General features: G+C 35.1%; 20 protein-coding genes and 1 other annotated feature. Of the genes, 2 read left to right on the top strand and 18 right to left on the bottom strand.

Annotated features, from left to right (window positions below; all coding sequences use genetic code 11):
* Nucleotides 1–87: 87 nt before the first annotated feature.
* On the top strand, nucleotides 88–330 hold the full coding sequence (locus LMB56_RS08565; protein WP_003663560.1) for a hypothetical protein: 243 nt from the start codon (nucleotides 88–90) through the stop codon (nucleotides 328–330).
* Nucleotides 330–701, top strand: coding sequence for a type II toxin-antitoxin system PemK/MazF family toxin (locus LMB56_RS08560; protein ID WP_229284031.1), 372 nt, complete (start codon nucleotides 330–332; stop codon nucleotides 699–701). The genes LMB56_RS08565 and LMB56_RS08560 overlap by 1 nt, the downstream gene beginning before the upstream one ends.
* A 124-nt stretch (nucleotides 702–825) precedes the next feature.
* On the opposite strand, the gene LMB56_RS08555 is transcribed toward LMB56_RS08560, so the two are convergent.
* The 18 genes from LMB56_RS08555 to LMB56_RS08470 form a co-directional block, all read right to left on the bottom strand.
* Nucleotides 826–1083, bottom strand: coding sequence for a hypothetical protein (locus LMB56_RS08555; RefSeq protein WP_003667061.1), 258 nt, complete (start codon nucleotides 1081–1083; stop codon nucleotides 826–828).
* 78 nt (nucleotides 1084–1161) lie between these two features.
* Entirely contained in the window at nucleotides 1162–2565 is a 1404-nt protein-coding gene (locus LMB56_RS08550) for an amino acid permease (RefSeq protein ID WP_229284030.1), read from the bottom strand.
* Nucleotides 2558–3490: a homocysteine S-methyltransferase gene (mmuM, locus tag LMB56_RS08545; protein ID WP_229284029.1), complete on the bottom strand. Its 933-nt coding sequence runs from the start codon at nucleotides 3488–3490 to the stop codon at nucleotides 2558–2560. Before mmuM ends, LMB56_RS08550 begins: the two co-directional genes overlap by 8 nt.
* 52 nt (nucleotides 3491–3542) lie before the next feature.
* Nucleotides 3543–3785, bottom strand: a binding site (T-box leader).
* 71 nt (nucleotides 3786–3856) lie between these two features.
* Complete coding sequence (locus LMB56_RS08540; protein ID WP_229284028.1) at nucleotides 3857–4510, bottom strand: hypothetical protein; 654 nt, start codon at nucleotides 4508–4510, stop codon at nucleotides 3857–3859.
* Between the two features lie 114 nt (nucleotides 4511–4624).
* The gene (locus tag LMB56_RS08535) at nucleotides 4625–5335 is read right to left on the bottom strand and encodes a Panacea domain-containing protein (protein WP_229280459.1); all 711 of its coding nucleotides are present in this window, start codon (nucleotides 5333–5335) and stop codon (nucleotides 4625–4627) included.
* A gap of 197 nt (nucleotides 5336–5532) precedes the next feature.
* Nucleotides 5533–5694, bottom strand: a complete 162-nt coding sequence (locus LMB56_RS08530) for a hypothetical protein (protein WP_229280460.1) — start codon at nucleotides 5692–5694, stop codon at nucleotides 5533–5535.
* 858 nt (nucleotides 5695–6552) lie between these two features.
* A complete protein-coding gene (locus LMB56_RS08525) occupies nucleotides 6553–6909 on the bottom strand; it encodes a type II toxin-antitoxin system PemK/MazF family toxin (protein ID WP_229280461.1) in 357 nt (118 codons plus the stop codon).
* The gene (gene mazE / locus LMB56_RS08520; RefSeq protein WP_102816884.1) at nucleotides 6903–7151 is read right to left on the bottom strand and encodes a type II toxin-antitoxin system PemI/MazE family antitoxin; all 249 of its coding nucleotides are present in this window, start codon (nucleotides 7149–7151) and stop codon (nucleotides 6903–6905) included. The genes LMB56_RS08525 and mazE overlap by 7 nt, the downstream gene beginning before the upstream one ends.
* A 192-nt stretch (nucleotides 7152–7343) precedes the next feature.
* Nucleotides 7344–8768: a DUF308 domain-containing protein gene (locus LMB56_RS08515; protein WP_229280462.1), complete on the bottom strand. Its 1425-nt coding sequence runs from the start codon at nucleotides 8766–8768 to the stop codon at nucleotides 7344–7346.
* A 475-nt stretch (nucleotides 8769–9243) separates the two neighbouring features.
* The gene (locus LMB56_RS08510; RefSeq protein ID WP_324294826.1) at nucleotides 9244–10371 is read right to left on the bottom strand and encodes a reverse transcriptase/maturase family protein; all 1128 of its coding nucleotides are present in this window, start codon (nucleotides 10369–10371) and stop codon (nucleotides 9244–9246) included.
* The gene (locus LMB56_RS08505) at nucleotides 10362–10700 is read right to left on the bottom strand and encodes a hypothetical protein (protein WP_229284026.1); all 339 of its coding nucleotides are present in this window, start codon (nucleotides 10698–10700) and stop codon (nucleotides 10362–10364) included. The genes LMB56_RS08510 and LMB56_RS08505 overlap by 10 nt, the downstream gene beginning before the upstream one ends.
* A gap of 554 nt (nucleotides 10701–11254) precedes the next feature.
* Nucleotides 11255–12136, bottom strand: a complete 882-nt coding sequence (locus tag LMB56_RS08500) for a PfkB family carbohydrate kinase (RefSeq protein ID WP_122481699.1) — start codon at nucleotides 12134–12136, stop codon at nucleotides 11255–11257.
* The gene (locus LMB56_RS08495) at nucleotides 12133–13506 is read right to left on the bottom strand and encodes a purine-cytosine permease family protein (RefSeq protein ID WP_122481700.1); all 1374 of its coding nucleotides are present in this window, start codon (nucleotides 13504–13506) and stop codon (nucleotides 12133–12135) included. Before LMB56_RS08495 ends, LMB56_RS08500 begins: the two co-directional genes overlap by 4 nt.
* Before the next feature lie 24 nt (nucleotides 13507–13530).
* Nucleotides 13531–14529 (bottom strand): ADP-ribosylglycohydrolase family protein, encoded by a 999-nt coding sequence (locus LMB56_RS08490; protein WP_086131980.1) that lies wholly within the window; start codon nucleotides 14527–14529, stop codon nucleotides 13531–13533.
* A 14-nt stretch (nucleotides 14530–14543) separates the two neighbouring features.
* The gene (locus LMB56_RS08485; protein ID WP_122481701.1) at nucleotides 14544–15227 is read right to left on the bottom strand and encodes a GntR family transcriptional regulator; all 684 of its coding nucleotides are present in this window, start codon (nucleotides 15225–15227) and stop codon (nucleotides 14544–14546) included.
* Between the two features lie 223 nt (nucleotides 15228–15450).
* Nucleotides 15451–20769 carry a glycoside hydrolase family 70 protein gene (locus LMB56_RS08480; RefSeq protein ID WP_229284025.1) on the bottom strand — a complete coding sequence of 1773 codons (5319 nt, stop codon included), beginning with the start codon at nucleotides 20767–20769 and terminating at the stop codon, nucleotides 15451–15453.
* Between the two features lie 455 nt (nucleotides 20770–21224).
* The gene (gene rfbD / locus LMB56_RS08475; protein WP_229284024.1) at nucleotides 21225–22070 is read right to left on the bottom strand and encodes a dTDP-4-dehydrorhamnose reductase; all 846 of its coding nucleotides are present in this window, start codon (nucleotides 22068–22070) and stop codon (nucleotides 21225–21227) included.
* A gap of 56 nt (nucleotides 22071–22126) precedes the next feature.
* Nucleotides 22127–22870, bottom strand: coding sequence for a glycosyltransferase family 32 protein (locus LMB56_RS08470; RefSeq protein ID WP_229284023.1), 744 nt, complete (start codon nucleotides 22868–22870; stop codon nucleotides 22127–22129).
* Nucleotides 22871–22873 lie beyond the last annotated feature (3 nt).

The raw sequence follows: 22873 nt of genomic DNA, 5'->3' as shown, positions 1-22873 counted from the left end.
TATACTACTTTCGTGAACGTCCTGGTAAAAGTCTTTCTCTTTCCACCGTTTTAGTATATACTGGGTATACACATAAGGAGGGATAATATGACTGTTAAATTAAGACAAGTTGGTAATTCAAGAACTTTAACTGTACCGTCAGGAATTAAAGTAACTGGAAAAGAATATACCGTAAAGAATGTTGGTAAGACAATTGTATTTACCCCTGTTGCAAAAAGGAAAAATATTTTTGCAACTAAAGATTGGAAAGAATACGATTATCAAAAAGATATCGAAAACGACCCAGCATTACAGCCAGTAAAACAAGTAGGACGTGAGGTAATTGATTAATGGAATTTCCTAAAAAGGGAGATATTATAATTGCCGATGCAGAACCTCACGCAGGACATGAAATGGGTGGACATAATCCTAAAAAAGGAAATATCCGCAGACATTATGTTGTCATGAGTACATCCGCCTATAATGAGGCAACCCATATGTTTATTGGTATGCCAATCACAACCGCTAACTATTCTAACAATCCTCGTTACATGCCCATTTTAATAAATGGTAGTGACGGCACCGGGGTTAAAGGATACGTTGTTTTATGGCAATTACAGAATTTTGACTATCACGCTCGCAATGGAGTTATTATTAATCATTTATCTGAAAAAATGATTAAACAATTACAACAATATGTAAATGATATGGTTGGCAACTAATAATATAGAAAGGCACTGTGAAATAAGTTTCATGGTGCTTTTTTTGATTAAAAAAGTGAGTAAGAATTAACCGTCTTGTCAAGGAAGTTAATTTCCACTCACTTTCATTTATACCTATTTTATATTATTCTTCAAATGCCTTTAGTTGTTTCCAAAACATTGGGAGCAAGAATAACTGGAGGAATAATACACAGCCAGTAAGGACACTTGTATAACTGAAGAAGATCAATTCTGAAAATAAGTCGGCTAAGATTACGACCGCGATACAAAGCTGGCCAACCGTTAACCATTCTCGCTTAACTTTATTAGCTGAGAAGATCATTACTAATTGGATTGCTACTAAGACTGCCTGAATCAACTGTAGTAAAAATAGTGAATGCATTTTATATCTCCTACCTAAAAATTATCCTCGTACATTTTACTACACGTTATGAATTTTTTAATTACAGCTTTTTTACATCTATTTAACAACTGCTGAAACCTTTTTCTTCGTAGTATACTTGCGCCACAAGGTTTGTAAATAATAAGCAGCATAACAAGCAATTACAAACGGAATCGTACAATACAAGGCAATTCGTTGTTGCGGATCAAACCAAATTAAGATGCAAGAAAGGCTGCTAGCAATAAACGCAAACCATGGAACAACCGGATACCATGGCGTGCGATACTTTAACTCACTTAACTGGTGACCTGCCGCTAAAAAGCGCCGACGAAAAATGAGCTCACATAAGGAAATCGCAATCCATACAAAGACGACCGCTAATCCAGAAACTGAAACCAAGACTAAATAGACCGTCCCAGCCGCATAGATGCTGGAAAGCAAAGCTAACACCCCACCAAGCATACTTAAGAGCAAGGCAAAAACAGGAATCCCGCGTTTATTAGTTTTGGCGATGATAGCCGGAATTGTTCCTTCATTAGCTAATGACCATAACATCCGCGTTGATGCGTATAGACCAGAATTAGCCGCAGAAATAATCGCGGTGAGGACGACAAAATTCATTAAGTCGGCAGCATATGGAATTCCGAGTTGGCTAAAAACGTAGACAAATGGACTTTGCGTTACCCCCGCTTTTTGATAAGGAATCAAAGAGGCCATAACAATCATGCTCCCGACAAAGAAGATCACTAGCCGCCATAAAGTAGTATGGATCGCCTTAGGGAGGGTCTTTTCAGGATGCTTAGTTTCCCCCGCGGTGATGGCGATTAATTCAGTCCCAGAGAAAGCAAAATTAACTGTTAACATCGTCATAAATAATCCGCTAAAACCACTCGGGAACAGCCCATCCTTAGTAAAGTTGTTCAGCAAAGGTGCATGATGATAGCCTTGAATCGGAATAAGGCCAATTACTGCTAAAGCCCCCAACAAAATAAACGCGCAGATAGCGACTACTTTAATCACCGCAAACCAAAATTCACTTTCCGCAAATGCTTTGACAGTAAAAATGTTGGATAAGAGGATAATGACGATAAATAACAAGCTCCACCACCAAACCGGAATCTGGGGAAACCAGCGCTTCATAATGAGGCCAGCCGCGGTAAATTCGGAGCCCATCGCAATTGTCCAGGTCAACCAATAAAGGATCGCAACGGTAAATCCAGTGGCCGGCCCAATCAGATTTTTGGCGTAAACATGAAAAGCCCCCGTATACGGCATCGCAACACTCAGCTCACCTAAACATAGCATGACGGCATAGACGATTAAGGCGCCAAGCAAATAAGCAATAACGGTTCCCAGTGGCCCAGCCTGATGAATCGTGTAACCAGAACTCAGAAATAGGCCGGTCCCGATCACCCCACCAAGCGCAATCATCTGGATATGACGCGCACTCATTTCACGGGCTAAATGCGTTTTCTTAGTCATGATGGGCGCCTCCTTTTAAGTACTCATGTAAGGCAGCAATATCTTGGGGCGTAGTAGTACAGCATCCCCCAACAATTGTCAATCCAGCCGCGAGCCATTGTGGTAAGTAATCAACTAAACCACGACGTCCATGGGGATAGCTCCACGTTTTTGTTGTCGGATCATAAGTCGCACTTGAATTAGGATAAGCAATAACCGGTTTATCAGTTGCCTGATGGATTGTCTCAATGGCGGCTGTTACCTCTTCTAATGGAATACAATTTACGCCAACCGCAAAAACATTTGGATACTTTGCAACGGTACGGGCAGCAACTGCTAACGGTGTCCCATCTGGTAAACGCGTGGAATCCTTTAGCGAAAAACTGACATAGCATAAAGTATCCGGAGCCAGTTCTTTGACAAGGTCCAATTCTGCTAACACTTCATCTAAGCGTGGCTGAGTTTCAATCGCGATCACATCGACACCAACCGTTAAAATATCAGTTAATCGTGGTCGATGAAATTGTTGATATTCAATTGTACTGAGGTGATAATCACCAGTATATTCACTTCCGTTGGCAAGATAAGCGCCATAAGGACCAAGCGCTCCCGCAACATAGTTATAAATCCCGGTTTCCTGCTGATATTCATCACGCGCTTCTTTAGCCAAGGCGACTGCTCGCTGAATCAATGAATGGGCCTCTTGTTTTGAATAGCCGTTCTTGATGAATGCCGGAACATTTGCCTGGTAGGTATCAGTAATTGCTAATCGGGCACCTGCCTTAAAATATTTCTGGTGAACTTTTTTAACTAATGCTGGCTGGTTAGCTAAAACACTCGCCGTCCATAATGAGTTATTGGTATCAGCACCTAATTGTTCCAAAGCCGTTGACATTGCGCCGTCAATTAATAATGGTTTAGTTAATTCTGCAGTAATCTTTGTCATCTTTATCCCCTCCTCGTAAATAAAAAAGCCCCTCAAAAAGAAACTAGTCTTTTCAAGGGACGCTCAATACGCGGTACCACCCAAATTCAGGAAAGTTAAAATCCTGCACTCAAACAAACTTATTCATAGTAATAAATTTGCAGCTTGGGTAACGGTAGCAACGCCGTGATCTGCTAATTATTCACCGATCAATCGCTCACGAACCATCTTCACTAACTCTAGAAATACTGCATTGCACCAGTCACAGCTCTCTGATAAATCTATCATTAGTTACTCATTCGATCTCAGCAAATTCTCATATAAATTTACGATTAGTATAACGAGCGAGGGCGAATTCGTCAAGGGTGTTTTTAATGTGATTTTAATTTAGAAATTAACCTGATATTGATGGCGATACTTAGTTGAATATTTCCAGCCAGTTGAATGCTTAGCAGTAAAGTATTCGTCATCATCAAAAACTGGAAATCTAAAATAATGGCGACGATCTTTATGGTTGTGGTGAGTAAGTGGATAGTCTTTTAACTCTCTTGCAGATAAGCGCTTGCGGTGAGTATAACGGGCATTTGCACTCATCGAATGATTGACCCGTCCATGCTTAATTCCACTACTAGAGTGAGGAGTCAAATAATGAACTGGCCTCCACGGTTTGCAAGGCTTAGCAATCATTTCAACTGATATTTCCTGACCAAGTTGATTTGACTGAGCCAGGTAGTTAAGCTGACCATCCCAAGCTTCATGCGCTTTGGCAACCTCATACCATTGCTTAGCTTTTTTGTGCAAGTCCTTTAAGTTTTGTTCCTCAATTTTTTTGCAATCATCACAATCAATTTCAAAGGAGGAACCTGCACCTGACACTACACGTTTAATACTGTGAACATTTTGGTAAAGAGTCACCGTACTAAAGAATGTAAAATCTATTAGCGGCTTAGCATTATTCAGCGCCTTTACCAATTCAGAATACATATATACTTTGTCATCATGACTGTAAATATAGTCATGAATAACATAACAATTGAACATTTTGCATAATAGTCCTTTCAGGGCCCAATTAACTTAGGCCACTTATGCAAAACCGTTTTGATGAATGAATAACATTGTTGTACCTCCATATTTTTGACTAATGGTGATAAAGAATTAAGGTACCTGTTCTAGGTAATGATACTTTTTTATATCATCATCAGATAGTAGCGTATTTCGTCCTTTACTATATGCTCTATCCCATGGCGTACCATTATTATGAGTTGGATTTTGATCTGAATTCTCAAATCGCTGTCCAGAATCAAAAAAATTAGCATATTTTTTGACTGAATTATCAATAAATTCCTTAATCGAAGGATTTAATGCTGCTTTTTGGATAAAATCATAATTCTTTTCTTGCAACTCCTTTAAATTATCCTGGGCCTTTCGCCATACTTTTCGATCAACAGGGCCATGGTCGAAAGCTTGAAATGATGCTAAGAAAAGACGATGTCCCTTACTCTCTAAGTAGTCAGCATAACTATAATATAGAACTTTTTGAAGAGGAAATGCATGTAAGTTAAACTGAGTCTTTAAATAACCCGCCACTTCCTCATCTGTAAGTTGACTTTTTTCTTTCACTTTTTTTATGAAAAATTTCAAGTCGTGATATGCAAGAAACTGCTTAAAATATGGATCTTTTTCACATAAAGAATCAAATGAAGCATCTTCTGTAGCAAGAATATGCGAACTAAACGATAATGGAATATCTTTAATCAATTCATTAAAGAATCTTTCATGTTCAAACACTTCATCTATGTTATCTGAACCATAATGGTAGGCCAAATCTTCATTATCAACTGTAACTAATTCGACTAATTGAATCATGATTTATTGCCTCCTTCTTTTAGAATATTATCTCGTTTCTTTTCATGAGCAGACCATACCCACAAGCATTTTTTGCTATCGAACACATATTCGAGAACGAATTTACCATACTCTTAAATATAAAGTCTATACTATACAATTGCTATTTTATGTAGCTGCTTAAAGGCATTATAGCCAATTCCTCTTAAGTTTTCCTTTTAGTTAGTACTACTTATTTCTGTATTCTCTTGATTTTCTGGCAATGGATTACTACCCGTCTTTTTCTCCCACGGATCATCGGTTCCATAGCTATATTCTTCCGGTCCATGAATTCCCCTACTAGAGAAACTTTCCATATCCCGATCAACACTTTCTTTCATAGCTTTATCCCACCAAATAATTTTCAATCCACATTTACAAGTGTATGTTCCTGTATAAACCAACCCTGGATAAAAAGGTTCATTGCCATATGAACAAGTTGCTTCATGCTCTTTTATCGTTGTTTCTGCTGCTTCAACGCTATCAAGTTTGATAATTTTCCCTGCATTTGGCCTATCTTTATGATTCTCAGATAATTGGTTTGATTTATTGTTTCCCTTCTCTGAGTCAATTTCACTTGATCCTATAGTTTCACTAGAACTTTTCTTTTTGGCATTAGTCTTAGATGTTTCTGCATAGTTATGTTTCGCGTGATGCTGATTTGATCTAATTCCTGCAAATGCTACTAGGCATACTGCTGTAATACCTAATGATATTAATATAAGATTTATGATTTTTTCTATAAAAAACGACGACTAAAATTAGTCATCGTCAATCAAACGTTATATATTAGAGTTTTAATCATCTTGAGAGTTACAATCTTTACAAGTAAATATACTTGCCTATTCACATCATTACCTAACAAATATTCTTGTTATCTGTTCAGCACTCTTATACAAAAACTCAATAATTACTCGTTTTTATTTAGTAAATCATGTTCATTATAAAAAATCAGAAGTAAGATGAAATCTTACTCCCTACAAAAACAAATATTGCTTTTCAATACTGTGTTAAGCCTAATACTAAGAGCTTAACTTGTCAATTATTTTATCGCTGTTTGTAAAATTAAGTTAGAGTAAGATTCAACACGCCAAGGGAATACCTTTACGTTTTTCTCTCCTGTTTGCTTGTTGGATAAGTTAAAAGGCATCCTCACTAAAGAATACGGGGATGCCTTTTCTATAACAAGCATTACAATCTTATTTAATCACTAATTGAACCTTTTTCTGGATTTCTTCAAACAAATCAGCCGGCATTGTTTCTACAAATTGCCATTTGCGTTGATGAAAGTCAAATGATTTTAATTGCTCAACATAAACCGTTCCATTTGTCTGTGTGCGATTATCCAATTGGACGTGTAAAGGATAGTCTTCACCATTAAAAGTGCCATGCGAAATGGGAACTACCCATGCAAAAGGTGAAGTTTCCGAAAGAATATCATTACTAACTACTACAGCTGGGCGACGCTTTTGAATTTCTGCTCCTGCCGAAGGATCAAAGTTAATATAAATAATACTTCCTCGTTTTAGTTTAGTAGCTTCATCCGTCTTTACCATAACTCTTCACCTGCTGGATCATGGCTATCCCAATCTTGCAAATCAGTTGGTGTTTCATATTTACCATGCCATCCCTTAAAAAGTTCAGCCATGGTTTCGGGTACTTTTTTAGTTGGTGTTAATTTCAATGAACCATCAGATTCTTTACTAAACCGATATTCTGTGCCGGGTTCAACACCTAGCGACTTAGGGATTGTTACTACCACTGCATTTCCTTGAATTCTAGCTTTTGTAGTATCCATATACTCACATCCTATCATTCACTTTCTTTTATTATACCATTTGTAATCAAAAAAGTAATTACATTGACATAAATAGCTCATGTCCCTGGCGAAAAGACACGAGCTATTTAGTAACATTATTCTTTTCTCATCAGCACTACTTGACGAAGAGCCTAATTTTTTTCGACAAGACTAATAAATTACGACTTATTACTAATTTTGGTTTGCTAATTGCAAAATCTCTACCTTACTAGAACCATCATCCATTGCAAGGGCAACATAATGCTGTTTAACACCATTTTCATTATCATAAGATCCGTATATTTCGTACATCCCGTCAGAAACTTTTTTAATTTCATAATTAAATGGATCAACTTCGGACCCTGGATGGTGGTCCATTATATAGTCTTCAACAGCTACTTTTAATGCATAACTATTTTTATACTTATTATCATCATTATGTTTATTAACTAAAAGACCTGTTGCACTATCACTGCTTGTATCGTTGTTTTCCTCCTCTTTCTGCTTTTGTTCTTCTTGCTTTTTTCGTTCCTCTTGTTTCTTTAATTCTTCATTTACCTTTATTTTAACTTTTTTTCTGTTTTCCTTAGTCTTTTTATCATTAATTACGTAAACAGTAATTTCGCTTGCATCATTGCTATAGCTTTCCCACTTGATTTTAAAATTACCTTTCCTATCAGAATATATCTTTTTTTCATCATATCCTTCACTAATCTTTACAGGAATGTTAGGAGCAGTTGTTCCCTCAATATTTACAGAATATTCACTATCATTTTGCTCTTTATTCCAAGTCAAAGCTTTCGATGTTATTATTAATTTCTCTTTAACTCCATTTTTATTATTCTTCAGCAATTCTTCATGAGCTTTATGCCTTAAATATTTTTTAGAAGCTTTAACATAGACTTTCTTTTTAGCTATATGATTGTTTTTACTTGTTTTTAATTCATAATCTCCCGGACTATAGAACTTCACTTTTGTCATACCATATTTGTCAGTAGTGTATTCCCTCCTATTTTTATGATGCTTCCATACTTCAACTTTGCTATCGGGATTAGCATTTATTTTAAGATTTGCCTCTTTTTCGTCAAGAGTAACAATATTTCTATTGATTTCGAGGAAAGGGGACCTTAGTTGAATATAAGATACAGACCATAGTCCGATTCCTACAAATATTAATATCTCGCTCAGTACAATAAAATTATTCACAGCTTTTTTCTTTAGGAACTTTCCAAAAAAGATAAACCCTATATATATAATACCAACAAGAAGTAAGTCAACTGCTCTAAAGCAAAGTCCTGCTAATAGAAAGACAACTCCAATTATCCAGTTTTCCCACTTCAAAAGCCTATAATGTTTTTTCCTTAGTAAAGCTAAGATAATTCCAACTACAATAGATAAAAGTCCAACCAAAGAAGCTAATCCTGCACTAAACAGATAGCCCCTCATAAGTAGTAAAATTCCAAAAAGCCCTATAATTAATTCATTAGTATAAGGCCTTAAAAATACAATTTTAGTTACAAACTTTAATAAAAATTCTGTAACACAGATACTAATTAATAATAATGCTCCCCAAATTACTAATGCTTGTCCTTCATAAAAGTAGTGGACCCAAATCATAATAATATAACCCCTTCATAATACAAAAATAAAAAGTCAATCAGCGTGTATGCGTTGGTTGACCTTGACTGTAAGATTATATCAAATTTAGATTGTGAATTGTTCACTTTTATAAAATTATCTAGGCTAAGACTATAAGCCAATTAGAAAAGGCGGCATCTCTAAGCGCTGCCTTTCGCTTTGCTCAAGCAAAAATGCCCGGACTACTTTACCACTGTTTTAAGTAGCGTTTGTATTACTTCACCTCCCCTTAAAAGATCTGAGTATTTTGTACTTGCTAACTTTATCTATAATCATGTCATGTTTTTCTCAGGCTTGAATATACTTCCTGATCATGGCCTCATTTAAACCGACTGTACTTACATAAGTATAGGCTAAACTATTTAATTTATTAGCTAGCAAAAAGCATATAGGGATACCTATTATTTTTTAGGGAGGAGCATAATAGTCTTTCTTTTTAGAATTAACAACAAATCTATTTTATCGGTACTCTCTCTTTGTTAAAGTTTCTTTGTAAATATCCCACTTGTCTAAGAGCCGGTTTCAGGATATTAACTTTGTAGTTTCCACTATTTTCCGAAAATATCTTCTCGGCATTAAAAGCATATGAAAGGAAGTTTTTTCTTTTAACAGGATGAGAGATTAAATACATTTTTGTATATTGTCTTCTTTTCGGTATAGCATATCCTTTTTCTGCACTTTCTTTAACATACTTTTGCCAACCATTTAATTTATCATTATCCATATTATACGTACTATTTTGTATTTGCCGATATATTGAAATATTTTCTACAAGCTTATTTATTGCTTTCTTTCCTCTATAGCGAAATTTATATATAGTTTTAGGTCGTACATTAACTTCCATCCCATTAAAAGAAAAACCTAAATAATTCAATTCACTTTCATGCAACCTTTTGTCAGAGCTATATAAATAAACTTTTTTATCTTGTTTACTATAATAATATAAATGTGTTTTTTCTTTTTTTATAATTAATGATAACTTATCACGACTTTTATCTATTATTTTTTCTTCTACTTCACCTATTTCTCCAGTCTCAATTTGTTGCTTAGGTATTATAACTATAAAGTCATCAGAATAACGCCTATAAAACCCATCAAATTGTCGTAGATAATCTCTAACCCATTCGTCAAATTCTATCATATATATATTAGCTAAAACTGCACTAAGTGCAGTACCTTGAGGGATTCCAACTTTATGCTTTTTAGAAACTTTCAATTTATCGTTTTTTAAAAGTGAATCAAGTTCTGACAGAGAATTAATATAGGATATTCTATTATGGTTAGACATTATTTCTTTTGAAATATCTTCAAGGTTAATATATCTATAATTCATTAAGTTTCTTAAAAGTCTTAGCCAATCATTTGAAAATTCCCCACCATTAATGTTTCTAATTACTTTCTTTACATTTTTTAGCAAAACATCATGATTTAGATTATCAAAGAAATGCGAAAAGTCTCCTTTTATTACCCATGAATCTTGAGTTGACATCTTATCTATTGCCTCTTTAGCACCAGTAATATTTGAATGCCCTTTTCTATAAGCTAGCGGTACCTCTGAAAGTCCTTTTTGTCTTAAGTAAATCTCATATCGCTTAATAATTTTGAATATACTTTATATAAGAAGGCATCATGATGAGATGGAAGTGATATAATTCTTTTTTTCTCATATCTTTTCCTTTTTCTACTATATTTTTGAAAAACAATTGGAAATTCAATAAATGGAAGATGACGGTACCGAGCAACATAATTATTATCCCTTAGAATTTCCTTTATTATTTTACGTTTAATATTATTAGATAAGGGCTTATCAAAATGCTTATATGTTGTTGTCATTTTCTCTAATTCATCTTTTTTACAGCATTTTTTTAAAACTGTAACTCTTATATCACTAAATGAAATATTCTTTTCCATAAAACTCGTCCTTTAAAATGTAAAAAGCAACCACTCAATTCTTACGAGAAAATAAGAAAAATTATGAGGGCTGCATTGAACTTGACCTTACAGGCTTAGTCGGTTCATTTTAGTCATGGCAAGTAATGCCTTTCTCAAATTACTTAATATAAGTAGAGGTGACTTGACCGCAATGAATCTATTAATCATTACTTTAAGTGCTTGCTTACTCATTTGGAGTAAAGCCTCCACGCTAGAAGAACTTCTTAGAATCATTAAAATTCTTGTTGAAATTATTCTAATGTTAAGCTATAAGCTTCTTCAGATCTTCAATTACCTGCTTTTTATAAATCTGATAACCCTATTATATCAGAATATTAACATTTGTTCATAACAATATTAAGTAATTTTTGTAAGAATTCGATATTTATTAGAATTATATATTCCTCAACCAAGCCTACCATTAACACAATATCCTTATAGTATCATAGTTTAATATTATAAAGCACTTACTTTTTATAAAAAGATTCTCAATTCTTAGAGTAACCCCTAATAATTGAAAATCTTTTATACTCCTACAAACTTCCTGCTTCTTGTTGAATAACCTTAGCTGACAATACGTTACTAAGCGATATAGCCTCGTCAATGCCCATCCCCTTCTGCAAACCAGCGATTACACCACCGCAATGGGTATCACCTGCACCAATAGTATTTACGACCTTTACTTTTTCGCCGGGGATTAATCGACCACCATGCTTATCATATAGATAGGTTCCCTTTGCTCCCAAAGTAATCATTACAGGAGCATGGGTTTTACTGTAAATATCTGCGGATTGTTCTTCTAAAGAATCTTTATTACTTAAATACCCAATTTCATCTTGATTAGCATTCACCATTGTATTCGCTTTCAAAATTTTAGATAAAATATTCCTACTAATATAGCTAATACGGGGAGAGGCATCAAATAAAAGATATGATCCTTTATTACGTTTACTTAAATTACTCAAGATAACCTTAGCAGCTTGTTCATCCTCCATTTCATAACCGCTTAGATAAAAGTAATCATAATCATCTAAATCAATCTTATCAAACCATTCATCTTTCCAGCATTGTTCAATTCCTGGAACAGTAATGAACGTTCTTTCACCAGATGGCTCGATCAAGCAAAGATCCCAACCATTATCCTTTCCTTGATCGCGTAGTAAAACTGGAATAGAACGTTTTTCCATTACTTTTTGGACAATTTGTGCATATTGACCATTACCAACGGGGACAAATAAATCAGCACTACCGTTTCCAAGAGAATGTTTAATCGCACCATAAACATTAAAAGCACAACCACCAACATCATTAGATTTAAAATTGGCAGTAACATCTCCGCCAGATGTGGGCATATTAGGAACATCCATAATTACATCAACAAATGCAGCGCCAATTATTAAACTTTTCTTGTTCATGCAGTTTCATCCCCTGTCTTATTTTTCTTTACAAATAGAGAAATCACAAACATTACAACGATAGCGGCAATTCCCGAAACAAAAACAGCCAAACTACTATTATTTTCAAAGATACCATATGCAAATGGTCCTCTATAAGCGGCATTAGAAGTAAATAAGAACCCAAAGACAGTTGCAATAATCCACGAAATAATTCCTGGCCAATTATAATGAACAGGAGAATCTTCCTTCATCAAGAAGACATCATATCCATCATGACGGTAAATAACATTATCAACTAAGAAAATTGCTACCCATGAAGCTAAACAGATTCCTAAGAAGTTCAGAAACAATTCAAAGTTAGTTAAAAAGTTACCTGAAATGAATAAAACATAAACAGAAATTACAATAATAATTAAGGCATGAATAGTGAGCGATGTCTTTTGACTGACTTCAATCCCAATTGTCGAAAGATTGATTCGAGCTGAACGAAATGATACTAAACATTGTGGAATAATACCACCCGCAGCTACTAAGAAGTACAAAAAACCAAACCAGCCAGGAATAGCATTATACATTACTTGATATGGGTCACTAGCAGTAGCCAAACTTGGAGAAATTGTACTAAGTAAAACTCCACCAGCCATCAGAATAAACAGAGGTGTAGCTGCTCCTAACGTGGTATTCCAAAACGTTGCTGATAATCTAGTATTAGGCCGTACATAAGCTCCCCAATCTGCAGCAGCCATCGACCATGAAATACTTGAACCAGCAGCAATAAATGCTACAGCTGGCAACCATCCCGTTAACCAACTACCTGATTTCATCGTAAATGCTTCATGCCAATTAGCATTCATCAGAAACATAATTAACATTACAAGTGTTAATGCACCAAAAATCCAGCTTAACCATGTTTGAATTTTGGCTAATGTGTCTTCCTTAAAAACACCTGATAGAATAACTAATCCCGCAAAAATCACTAAACAAATAAACTTTGTAAAAACAGTTTGTGGAATTTTAATTGTTTTTAACATAGCGGAAAATAGAAGTGTCCCAGTAATAACATTAACGGCTAACCAACCGACCATATTTAACCAGGCCATAAAGTTCGGAATCTTATTACCATAAGTTCCAAAGGCTGCCCGACTCATTTTAAAAGTTGTTACACCTTCGCGACGACCAATCATTGCTACCCATCCTGGGATAGCAAATGTCAACGCACCAATTAGGGCCGCGGAAATTGACTGCCAGAATGATAAATGATAACTAACTATGATTGCACCATAAACAAATCCCATAATCCCAATATTAGCGGCAAACCAATTATAGAATAGTTTACCAGGACTTAATGTTTTATCTTTTTCGGGAACTTTAACAAAATCATTATCCATTAGAATCACACCCCGTATTCTACATCAAGCGTTCAAAGCAGCAATCTTATTAGCAAATTCCTTTATATTATGTTGTGGGTTTTTACTATCAATTAATTTCTTCCATTCTTCTGGGATAGCACTAGCACCATTTTTAGCACCACAAATTGCAGTTGCCATTGCTCCGATTGTATCAGTATCACCACCTAAATTAGTACAGATGATCGCACACTTCTTTACATCTTTTGCATAATAAGCAATTGCAACAGCGGCAGGAATACTCTCAGAAATCATCGTCCCTGTTCCCACAGTATCGTAAATTGCTCGGCTAAATGCTTCATCATTACCCTCATACTTTTTTGCAAGTGATAAACCTATTTCTAAGCGTTCTTTATTGTGAGCTGCCCAAGTTGGTGCTCCCAATTTAAATCCAGCGTTATTGGCTTTCTCCGCATATTCAATAATTTCATCCCAGCTGTAATCAGCAACAGCAGCCGTTACTGCACCAGCAATCATTGCTGCACCACTAATTGCAACATCACTAGAATGGGTAATCTTAGTAACCTCATAAACCATTTGAATGAGGTCGTCAAGTTGTTCTGGAGTATATAGTGTCCCAATTGGTGAAATACGCATTCCGCACCCATTTGTTAAGGCTGATTTTGTAACTTCAGAAGGATCTTTCCCTTCCTTAACCAAAGTAAGAGCCGCTTTGCTACTTGGTCCTAAAATATTATTAGTCCACGCCCCAACACGGTCAGCCCACTGCATAATATGTTTAACAAGTACTTTCGTGTTTGGTTGCCAATCAGTCTCAATTAGGGCATCTAGGATAGCAAATGCCTGATTAGTATCATCCGTATACTCGCCAGCCTTGAAGTTAATTGCAATGTCATTATCTTCTGTTCCATCTAAAAAGGTTGTAATATTCTTGCCAAACTTTGCTTGAATTTTTTGGATTGGCCATAATTCGGTAGGCATTCCCATTGCATCACCAATTGCTTGCCCATATAATGCACCTAAAATTTTATCTTTATTCCTCATCACTATGCACTTCCCTACATACCAAGTGTTAAATCAAATTCTGCATAATTACTGTAAATAACCTTAACGTTTTCAACAACTTCACCACTTTGATCATGAACGATTCCTTCAGCCTGTAATAAAGCTGACTTTTCACTGCAATCAAGCAATTTTGCTTCTTCTTTATTAGCAGAAATTGCTGTCATTCGAAGGGATGAAGTTGAAGGATAAGTCTTATATTCTTGTCGAATTACCTCATATAGTGATTGCTTCGAAAAATCATACTTATCTAATCCGGGAAATTTCTTTAAATTAATAATTGATTCATCAAGTGTCATCGGGGTTAAACTTTGATCAGTTTTAATCAATCGTAACCGCCGAAGGATATAGTGATCCTTATTAACCTTAGTTGAAATAATTTTATTTACTGCCTCTGCTCCAATTTGATGAGCATAGTCGGTAAAACCTTTGAAATTAAATAATTTTACATGAGGCTTTGTTTGATGAACAAAAGATCCTTTACCTTGAATTTTTTCTATAAGATTCATCTGTTCAAGATCCTTGAGAGCTTTTTGAATAGTTGATCTAGTAACATTAAAAGCTGACGCATATTCTGCTTCTGAAGGCAGCTTATCTCCAACCTTCCTATTTGTAAAAATATCATTTTGAATTGCTGAAACTATTTGCGCACGCAAATTACCATTTCTATCTAAATACATTTTTCTCATCCTTACTACTTGAGTACTCAAGTACATATTAACACTAATTGTATTTATTGCAAGCGCTTTCTTTAGAAGTTCATGTTAATTTTAAATAGATTTTTATTTAAAAACAAAAATCTGGTATTGGTATAGAAAGTAGTATCTCTATATCAATACCAGATATTGTAGAACTTATTATTTCAAAGAAGGTAAAATACAAGTTCCAATTTTCATATTGTAACTATTTTTGGCCGTTTAAATCACCAGGTTTTAATGGGTGTGCCTCAGTAGCAGATGGATCAAATGATTCACTAACAAGTTTACCATTTTCATCAAGAACATATGTCATCGCACCATCACTTACTGTTTGATTACGAACCATTCGACCATCACCATCATAATAGTACGTACCTGCATCAGTTTTCACTAATCCAGAACGGAATGATGTACCATTGTTCAAGAAAAGGTAAGTTCCTGAAGTTCCATTACTACTAATTTCAATAGGATTTTGGTTAGCAACCATATTACCATTTTTATCGAAGTAATACCAATTTCCAACACTATCTTGAATAAATGTATCTTTTACCATCTGTTTATTCTCATCATAGTAATGGTAATTATTTCCTTCTTTTACAAATCCGTATCCTTCATTATCTTGACCTAATAATTGAGACGGTAAGAATTGTTGAGTACTTGTGCCAAGGTTATAGTATTTACCATCATTAGAGCGCAATACATATCCAGCACCTCGATGAAGGATATTAGTACCATTAAAGTATTTAGCAGACCACTCTTTAATCTTAACACTAGGATCAATTGTCGTTTGAGTTACTGGATATACCTGAGTAAATAATTGTGGATATTCTTTTTGAAGAGTGTCTAAGAATTCACCACCATACTTCTTCTGGTATTCACCCCCACCAATCGTATTTGTAATGTAGACAACATTCTTTATTGGTGAAGCTTCCCATGTAGTACCATGATCATCTGAACGTGTTACTGTTACAGCTTCTTTACCAGGTAAGTTATAAATTTGATCAGGAACCCAGTCGGCAATTGCTTGTAAACCAGCTTTATGTAAGGCTTGTAAAGCATTACGTAAGTCTTCATCAGATCCATACTTGTTAGGAGTACTCATTCCTAAATCATAACGATCAGTAAAGGCATATCCATTATCAATTATTGAATCAAGGAACGTACCATCTTTACTTGAATTGTATTGTGGAGCTAATTCAAAGGTAGTAATTCCCCATGATTTAAATAGATCCGCATTTTGTGCAATTCTCACATTAGTCCGTTCGCTTTCAGTAGTTGGCCAGTAAATGAAATTAGAGAATCCTTCATAAATAACGTTAGAATCAAGGGCTGCATTAGAGCGATAAGCAGTCTTTGTAGTATGAGCTTCATCACTTGGTGCAGTACGTGCATCTTGATCATCTGCTGCTCCAGCTGGTACCCAAACAGCTAGGTATCCTGTTACATCAGGATTTGCATATCCCCGGATAGCTGTATATTGTTGACCATTCAAATTAGTATTAGTAAAGTGAAGGTCACCATTAGCATCAGTGTATGCAACTGGTGCGTCTGTATCATTAGTGTAATTCTTAACACCATCTTCAGTTGTTAAGATCACAGCACGATACTTTTGATTCTTATGAGCAGCTCCCATATGAAGGACTACTGATTCACCATCATTAAGCTTCAAATTAGTATTGTTACTAATTACAACACCGATACCTTCTGTTCTTGTTTCATCAGTACCAGTATCAGTAGCATTCATAGCGCCTTTACCAAAACGAACGCTTGTAAGAATACCATTCTTATCAACACTCATAGTTTGTCCACCGGCAACATATTTAACCCGTGTCTTTAATAAGTTAGTAATAGTATCAAAGTAACGTGTTTTACGTTCCATATATTGACCACCATCTTGATAGAGGTCTCCATAGTAAACACGAGGAACTGAATCTTTATTTGTTAGAAGAATAGTATAAGCAGAAGGCATATTGTAAAGATTCCACTTCTTATTAGTAGAATTCTGATCATTAATATATGCTTCCATACCCTTCTTTTCATCATCTAAGTTAAATTCGCCATATGGTTTTCCAGTTGCAGCTTGAATAGCCTGACGAATTTGGTCTTGAGCATTACTATCATGTGCTCGAACAAAATTATAGCTTGGAATAACCGCGTTTTCAGTATTATCATTAGCACGATTTACTAATGACTGAGTAATTAATTTATTCAATGCTTGGTTTTTATCAGGTGCTCCTGATAATGTATCCATAATTGCATTTCGTAAACGATCATCCATTGTTAATTGAGGATTTCCAATCTTATTTACATAAGCAGGATCATCCCATCCCCAATCTTCCAAAATATTAATGTGCTTATTAGCACTGGCATCACTTTGCTCCATGTTATATGCTGCATTAAAGTAATCACGTGCAATACTCAATAAGTCAACATCTACATTATCAACAGCATCCACTCGAATGCCATCAAAATTAGCTTCAGGATTATTTCCTGTAATTGTACCGAAATTCATTAAATAGTAAAGCCAGTTTAATTCTTCAGCTTGAACAACTGGATTTGAGTTATCAATATCATTAGCTAATAAGAATTCCGCACCACCATAGTTCTTACCATCAATATTAGTAGCTGTACGGTTCATTAAACGCCAATCTGAATTTGCATATTTAGTAAGATCACTATTTACATACTTAAGGAATCCACCTTGTAATTGCAAACCACCGTAATCGACATTTTCACTATCCTTATTCCATATAGAATTCTTAGTAACGAACTCATGCATTAATGTACGTAACCAATCAGTATTACCAGTCTCACTGATCCGCTTTTCGATATTTTGTTGAACAAGTTCGGAGTAATGATTTAATTCAGCAGAATCAGCATCTGCACTGAAGCTTGGTAAACTAGCCGGCAATAGATTACCATATTGCTTCATATAGTTAAGATAATATGCTTGTGTAACAGTATTTGGCCACCATACCATTAAAATTGGGCGCATATCTGTTTCTTTAGAGTCAGTCCAGGTAGTACCATCCTTTAAGATTTGTTTTGGTCGGTACCAAGTATCAGCTGTTAAGTAACCATTTACATTTTCAATACTCTTGTCATCATAACTATAGGCTTCATTTCCTCGACGATATTGCTCATCAGCAGAAATTGTTCCCTTATCAAATTGTAACTTAAGAGCATTAGTTCCAGCACCAGTATCTTTGTCAAAGTAAATCCAATCGTTCCCATTTTGCAATAAGAAATTCTTACGAGGTTGGCCAGTTGTTGGGTCAATATAATATTGTTGGCCGTTAATAGTTTGTAAACCAAATTGATTAAGCGGCCCATTACCCTTTTGGAAGCTGTCCTTAACAGACATTACTTCTGACCAGAAATCAACATAATTACCTTCACCAGTCTTTGCATCATTACTAAAACGATGAACAAGCTGAACATTTTCATCCTTAACTGTTACAGGTAAAGTAATAATACCTTGGAACCCAGACATAATACTATTTTCAATAGCCGGATTTACTTTGTAAACATCATTACGGTTGAACCCAGCAGCACCATCCTTAGTATCATTAACTAATTGCCGTTTTACCTCTTTACCATTAACTAAAACAATAATCCATTGAGAATTTTTATCATTTGATTGATTAGTTGCATGCCAGCCACTAAATTCAATTTGATTGCCGTTTACTTTGACATAATCAAAGTTACCACCAGTAGTTGCATAATTTTTACTAAATTGATCTGTTACAGTATTAGTGCCGTTTGGATTACCATCAATAGCTTTAGAAAAACGTAACAATACTTGTAGTTGACCATTAAGCGCCTGATATTGAGCATTAGTCAATTTAATGGTAGTATCAAATCCACTAACAGCACTGTTATAGAGTGAAGGATATACTGCTGCTACATCTGGACGCGCAATTAAAGTTAATTTTTGACGAGTAACCTCTCTACCATTATTAAGAATAATGGCATATGGAGTTGCTTCATTAATTGAATTATCACTTGCCATCCAACCAGTAATATGCAATCCATTCGATGTCATTGTAATAGTATCAATATTTGAAGCAGTTTGATTTAAGGTTACTGGGCTGTACCAGTAATCGGTATGACGTTTATCATTACCATTACCGTTTTCATCGGCAGAAAAACGGCTTACTACACTATATTGATGACCTGGTTGTAACTTACTAACCTTAAATGTTACCTTAAAGCCAGAAGTTTCAGCAGTTTTTACTGTTGGGTAAGCTTTTGCAACATCTGGACGAGAAATTAGATCAACTTTTGCAGATGCAACTTGTTGACCAGCAGTTTGGTCAAATAAAATTACATAATGGTTAGTTTGTAATTCAGATAGATCAGTAGCATTCCAACCAGTTACTGTCACTTCACCATTTTTACTGATATCAAATGAATCTAAATAACCCTGATTACTTTGGTTAGCAGGAGCAATTGATTGTGGAGCAAACCAGTAAGTAACATAATCACCTTCGCCATTATCTGCATTGCTGTAACGACTAAGAATTTGGTATTGATGAGTATAATCTAGATCACCAATATTAAATGTCACGTCAAAGCCAGAGTTATTTGCCCCAACTACTTGTGGATATACCTTAGCAACATCTGGACGCGATTGACCATCACGAACTTCTTGACGAGTCACTTCTTTACCATTTGTTCGATCAAATAAAATCACAAAATGGTGGTTATAGTTAATTGCCTTATTAGTAGCATTCCATCCTGTTGCATGCAATTCCCCATTTTTAACTTCAAATGTGTCAAGGTATGCGTAATTATTTTTGTCAAAGGTAATCGGTTGAGACCACCAATCAACAGATTTACCATTTCCACTGTATCGACTAACAATTTCAATTGAATCACGATAGTCCTTCATCTTACTAAAGTCAATGTTGATATTGACATCGAATCCAGAATTATCAGCATTATAAACATTGTGGACATTTTTAACATCTGGGCGTGAAACATTGTTTGTTACATTAGTACGTCCTAATTCAGTATTAGTTGTGATATCACGTACAATCACCTGACGACTATCTGTTCCTTGAGATGCATTTGTTGCGTGCCATCCTGAAATATGCAATTGATTATTATTAAAGTAAGCAGCATCAACATTTCCATAGTTTCCATTATCCTGCTTATTATAATTTTGACTTTGTTTTTCATTATCTGATGAAGACAAAGTAGAAACTGGTGTAAAAGTAGGATTCTTAACAGTTGTTGATGTACTATCAGTTTTACTTTGGTTAGTAGTAGTGTCATTTGCTACTTGATTTTTATCAGTTGTTTGGGCTAGTTGGTCAGTATTAGTATCTAAATTTACTGTTTTAGTAGTATCAGCATTCACAGTAGAAGTTTGTTCTTGGGTTGTGGAAGACTGAACTTGTTGATCAGCATGCGCAACTCCCCCGTAAAGAAGCGTGGTTGAAACAGCAACAGTAGCAACTGCCGCTGTCACCCATTGTTTACCACTTTTATACAACTTAAAATGTTTCTTTATTTCCATTTTAATCTCCTTCATGTCAGAATAAACAATTAATTATCGATATTATAATACTATGATGTTTAATTTTTTCAAAGGAAATTTTCAAATTCTTCCCACATTTTCTTCAAACAAAGTTCAAATTTGTAATTTTAAACAAAGATATCAGAATTGACTAAATGCCAGTATAAGTTAACTTATCTAAAACCGTAATATGTTCAACTTCCTAGTAAGGGTTAACAACATAGTGAACAAAGTTAGAACTTATAAAATTGTCTCTACCGGTAACGACAATATTCTTAAATGTTTCCACAGTATACTTTCTTACCTAGTAAAAAAATTGCAATTATACTACGTTGATCAAGGATATTAGCTGCTTACACTAAATTTCAATTTAGTTCACAGTATTCTCCAGTTAGATCTAGCTTTATTGCGCCGCCCATAAAAAACAGTATCCAATCCAAACCGGTTTCAGTATTTTACTCCTCAATCTCCTCTATAAACTTACTCAATGCAGTCTGCCAATCCACAATCTCAAACCCAGTGGCTTCTGCCTTCTTCAAGCTCATAACTGAATGGCAAGGGCGGTAAGCTTTGGCTGGATATGCTGATGAATCAACTGGAGCAACTTCAACATCTTTATCCTTTAAGATCTCGGTAGCGAATTCGTACCAGGAACAACTATTCTCGTTAGATAGCTGGTAGGTACCGAATGGCTGATCATGATCGACTAAGTACGTCATAAACTCTGCAAGGGTTCTAGTCCATGTTGGGCGGCCAAATTGATCGTTGACGACGGTGAGCTTATCATGGTCTTTGGCAAGACGAAGCATTGTGTAGACAAAATTCTTACCGTATTTACCAAAAACCCAGGATGTCCGAATGATGTAGTAATCAGTTAAGATTTCTTGGATTGCTTTTTCACCGGCAAGTTTAGCTTTACCATATTCATTTCGTGGATTAGTGGGCGCATCAACTTCATACTCGCCTTCATTGGTCCCATCAAAGACATAATCGGTACTGATGTAAACCATCTTAGCGCCAACTTTTTTAGCGGCCTCGGCAACATTGCGCGTACCATCGGCGTTTACTTGCCAATTGAGGTCTTTAGCAACATCTTCCGCGTTATCAACGGCGGTATAAGCAGCACAATGATAGATTACTTCCGGCTTAAGCGCACTAATCTTTTCATTTACAACAACTTGATCAGTGATATCCATTTGGTTAGAATCAAAGGCGTCATATGCAATTTCACGTTCATCTAATAATTTCCTTAATTCTGAACCGAGTTGGCCATTGGCACCAGTGATTAAAATTTTTGTCATTTTTAACTCTCCCCATCAAAAATCCAATATTACTATATATTTTTCTATACCGTTAATTATATTTTCAGGTTTGACATTTTTAATATTTGTAAATCATTTTGTGCCCCTTTAATACCACGTCTATTGGAAACATTCCAATAAACAGACGGTAAACTTTGCTTAAACTGTTTTTTTAAGAAACCATATATCCCTTCGTTTGCATTTCCCCAAGAGTTATCGAATAAATGTTCAGCATAATTAGCATGAGTATTTTTATTGGGACAACAAAAATACTCACGGGGATATATTTTAATCCCCGGTCCAATTTCTTGGTACTCATTATTTAATCGAAAATTTAATTGAAACTTTTGTAAAAGAAAATATGTGACAATAGGATTATTTGTTGTCCTATTTAATTTCGAATAATTAGCTTCATAAAATTCTAATAATTCATTTAATAAAGGTTGATCCTTTTCAGCTCCAAAAAATGACGTTAAAATACTATTATCATACATAAAGCCCATTGTCATTTTGTTCTTCCTAAACTCATCTAAATTCCTTTTTATAACCATATCCGTATCAAGATAAAAGCCACCATATTTATTCACTACATCATATCTTAACTCATCTGTAGCATATGCCCATCGTTTTTGGTCATAGTTAAGTTTTGTAAATTTAAATTTTCCAAAGTCATAGTTGTTTTCATTCCAAAGTATAAATTCCCATTCAGGTAATTTATACTTCCACATATCAATCCTTTTTTTTATATCATTTGGCAACTCTGTCCCTATCCAAGCATAGTGAATTATTTTAGGAATCATCTT

This window comes from Limosilactobacillus reuteri (assembly GCF_020785355.1).
Lineage (GTDB): Bacteria > Bacillota > Bacilli > Lactobacillales > Lactobacillaceae > Limosilactobacillus > Limosilactobacillus reuteri_I.
The sequence above is the reverse complement of the archived record's forward strand: the minus strand, read 5'-3'. Positions and strand labels throughout refer to the sequence as shown.

Coding starts and splice junctions, on each gene's coding strand:
- LMB56_RS08565 (WP_003663560.1), top strand. CDS start 88: ATGACTGTTAAATTAAGACAAGTTGGTAATTCAAGAACTTTAACTGTA.
- LMB56_RS08560 (WP_229284031.1), top strand. CDS start 330: ATGGAATTTCCTAAAAAGGGAGATATTATAATTGCCGATGCAGAACCT.
- LMB56_RS08555 (WP_003667061.1), bottom strand. CDS start 1,083: ATGCATTCACTATTTTTACTACAGTTGATTCAGGCAGTCTTAGTAGCA.
- LMB56_RS08550 (WP_229284030.1), bottom strand. CDS start 2,565: ATGACTAAGAAAACGCATTTAGCCCGTGAAATGAGTGCGCGTCATATC.
- mmuM (WP_229284029.1), bottom strand. CDS start 3,490: ATGACAAAGATTACTGCAGAATTAACTAAACCATTATTAATTGACGGC.
- LMB56_RS08540 (WP_229284028.1), bottom strand. CDS start 4,510: ATGTTCAATTGTTATGTTATTCATGACTATATTTACAGTCATGATGAC.
- LMB56_RS08535 (WP_229280459.1), bottom strand. CDS start 5,335: ATGATTCAATTAGTCGAATTAGTTACAGTTGATAATGAAGATTTGGCC.
- LMB56_RS08530 (WP_229280460.1), bottom strand. CDS start 5,694: ATGAAAGAAAGTGTTGATCGGGATATGGAAAGTTTCTCTAGTAGGGGA.
- LMB56_RS08525 (WP_229280461.1), bottom strand. CDS start 6,909: ATGGTAAAGACGGATGAAGCTACTAAACTAAAACGAGGAAGTATTATT.
- mazE (WP_102816884.1), bottom strand. CDS start 7,151: ATGGATACTACAAAAGCTAGAATTCAAGGAAATGCAGTGGTAGTAACA.
- LMB56_RS08515 (WP_229280462.1), bottom strand. CDS start 8,768: ATGATTTGGGTCCACTACTTTTATGAAGGACAAGCATTAGTAATTTGG.
- LMB56_RS08505 (WP_229284026.1), bottom strand. CDS start 10,700: ATGGAAAAGAATATTTCATTTAGTGATATAAGAGTTACAGTTTTAAAA.
- LMB56_RS08500 (WP_122481699.1), bottom strand. CDS start 12,136: ATGAACAAGAAAAGTTTAATAATTGGCGCTGCATTTGTTGATGTAATT.
- LMB56_RS08495 (WP_122481700.1), bottom strand. CDS start 13,506: ATGGATAATGATTTTGTTAAAGTTCCCGAAAAAGATAAAACATTAAGT.
- LMB56_RS08490 (WP_086131980.1), bottom strand. CDS start 14,529: ATGAGGAATAAAGATAAAATTTTAGGTGCATTATATGGGCAAGCAATT.
- LMB56_RS08485 (WP_122481701.1), bottom strand. CDS start 15,227: ATGTATTTAGATAGAAATGGTAATTTGCGTGCGCAAATAGTTTCAGCA.
- LMB56_RS08480 (WP_229284025.1), bottom strand. CDS start 20,769: ATGGAAATAAAGAAACATTTTAAGTTGTATAAAAGTGGTAAACAATGG.
- rfbD (WP_229284024.1), bottom strand. CDS start 22,070: ATGACAAAAATTTTAATCACTGGTGCCAATGGCCAACTCGGTTCAGAA.
- LMB56_RS08470 (WP_229284023.1), bottom strand. CDS start 22,870: ATGATTCCTAAAATAATTCACTATGCTTGGATAGGGACAGAGTTGCCA.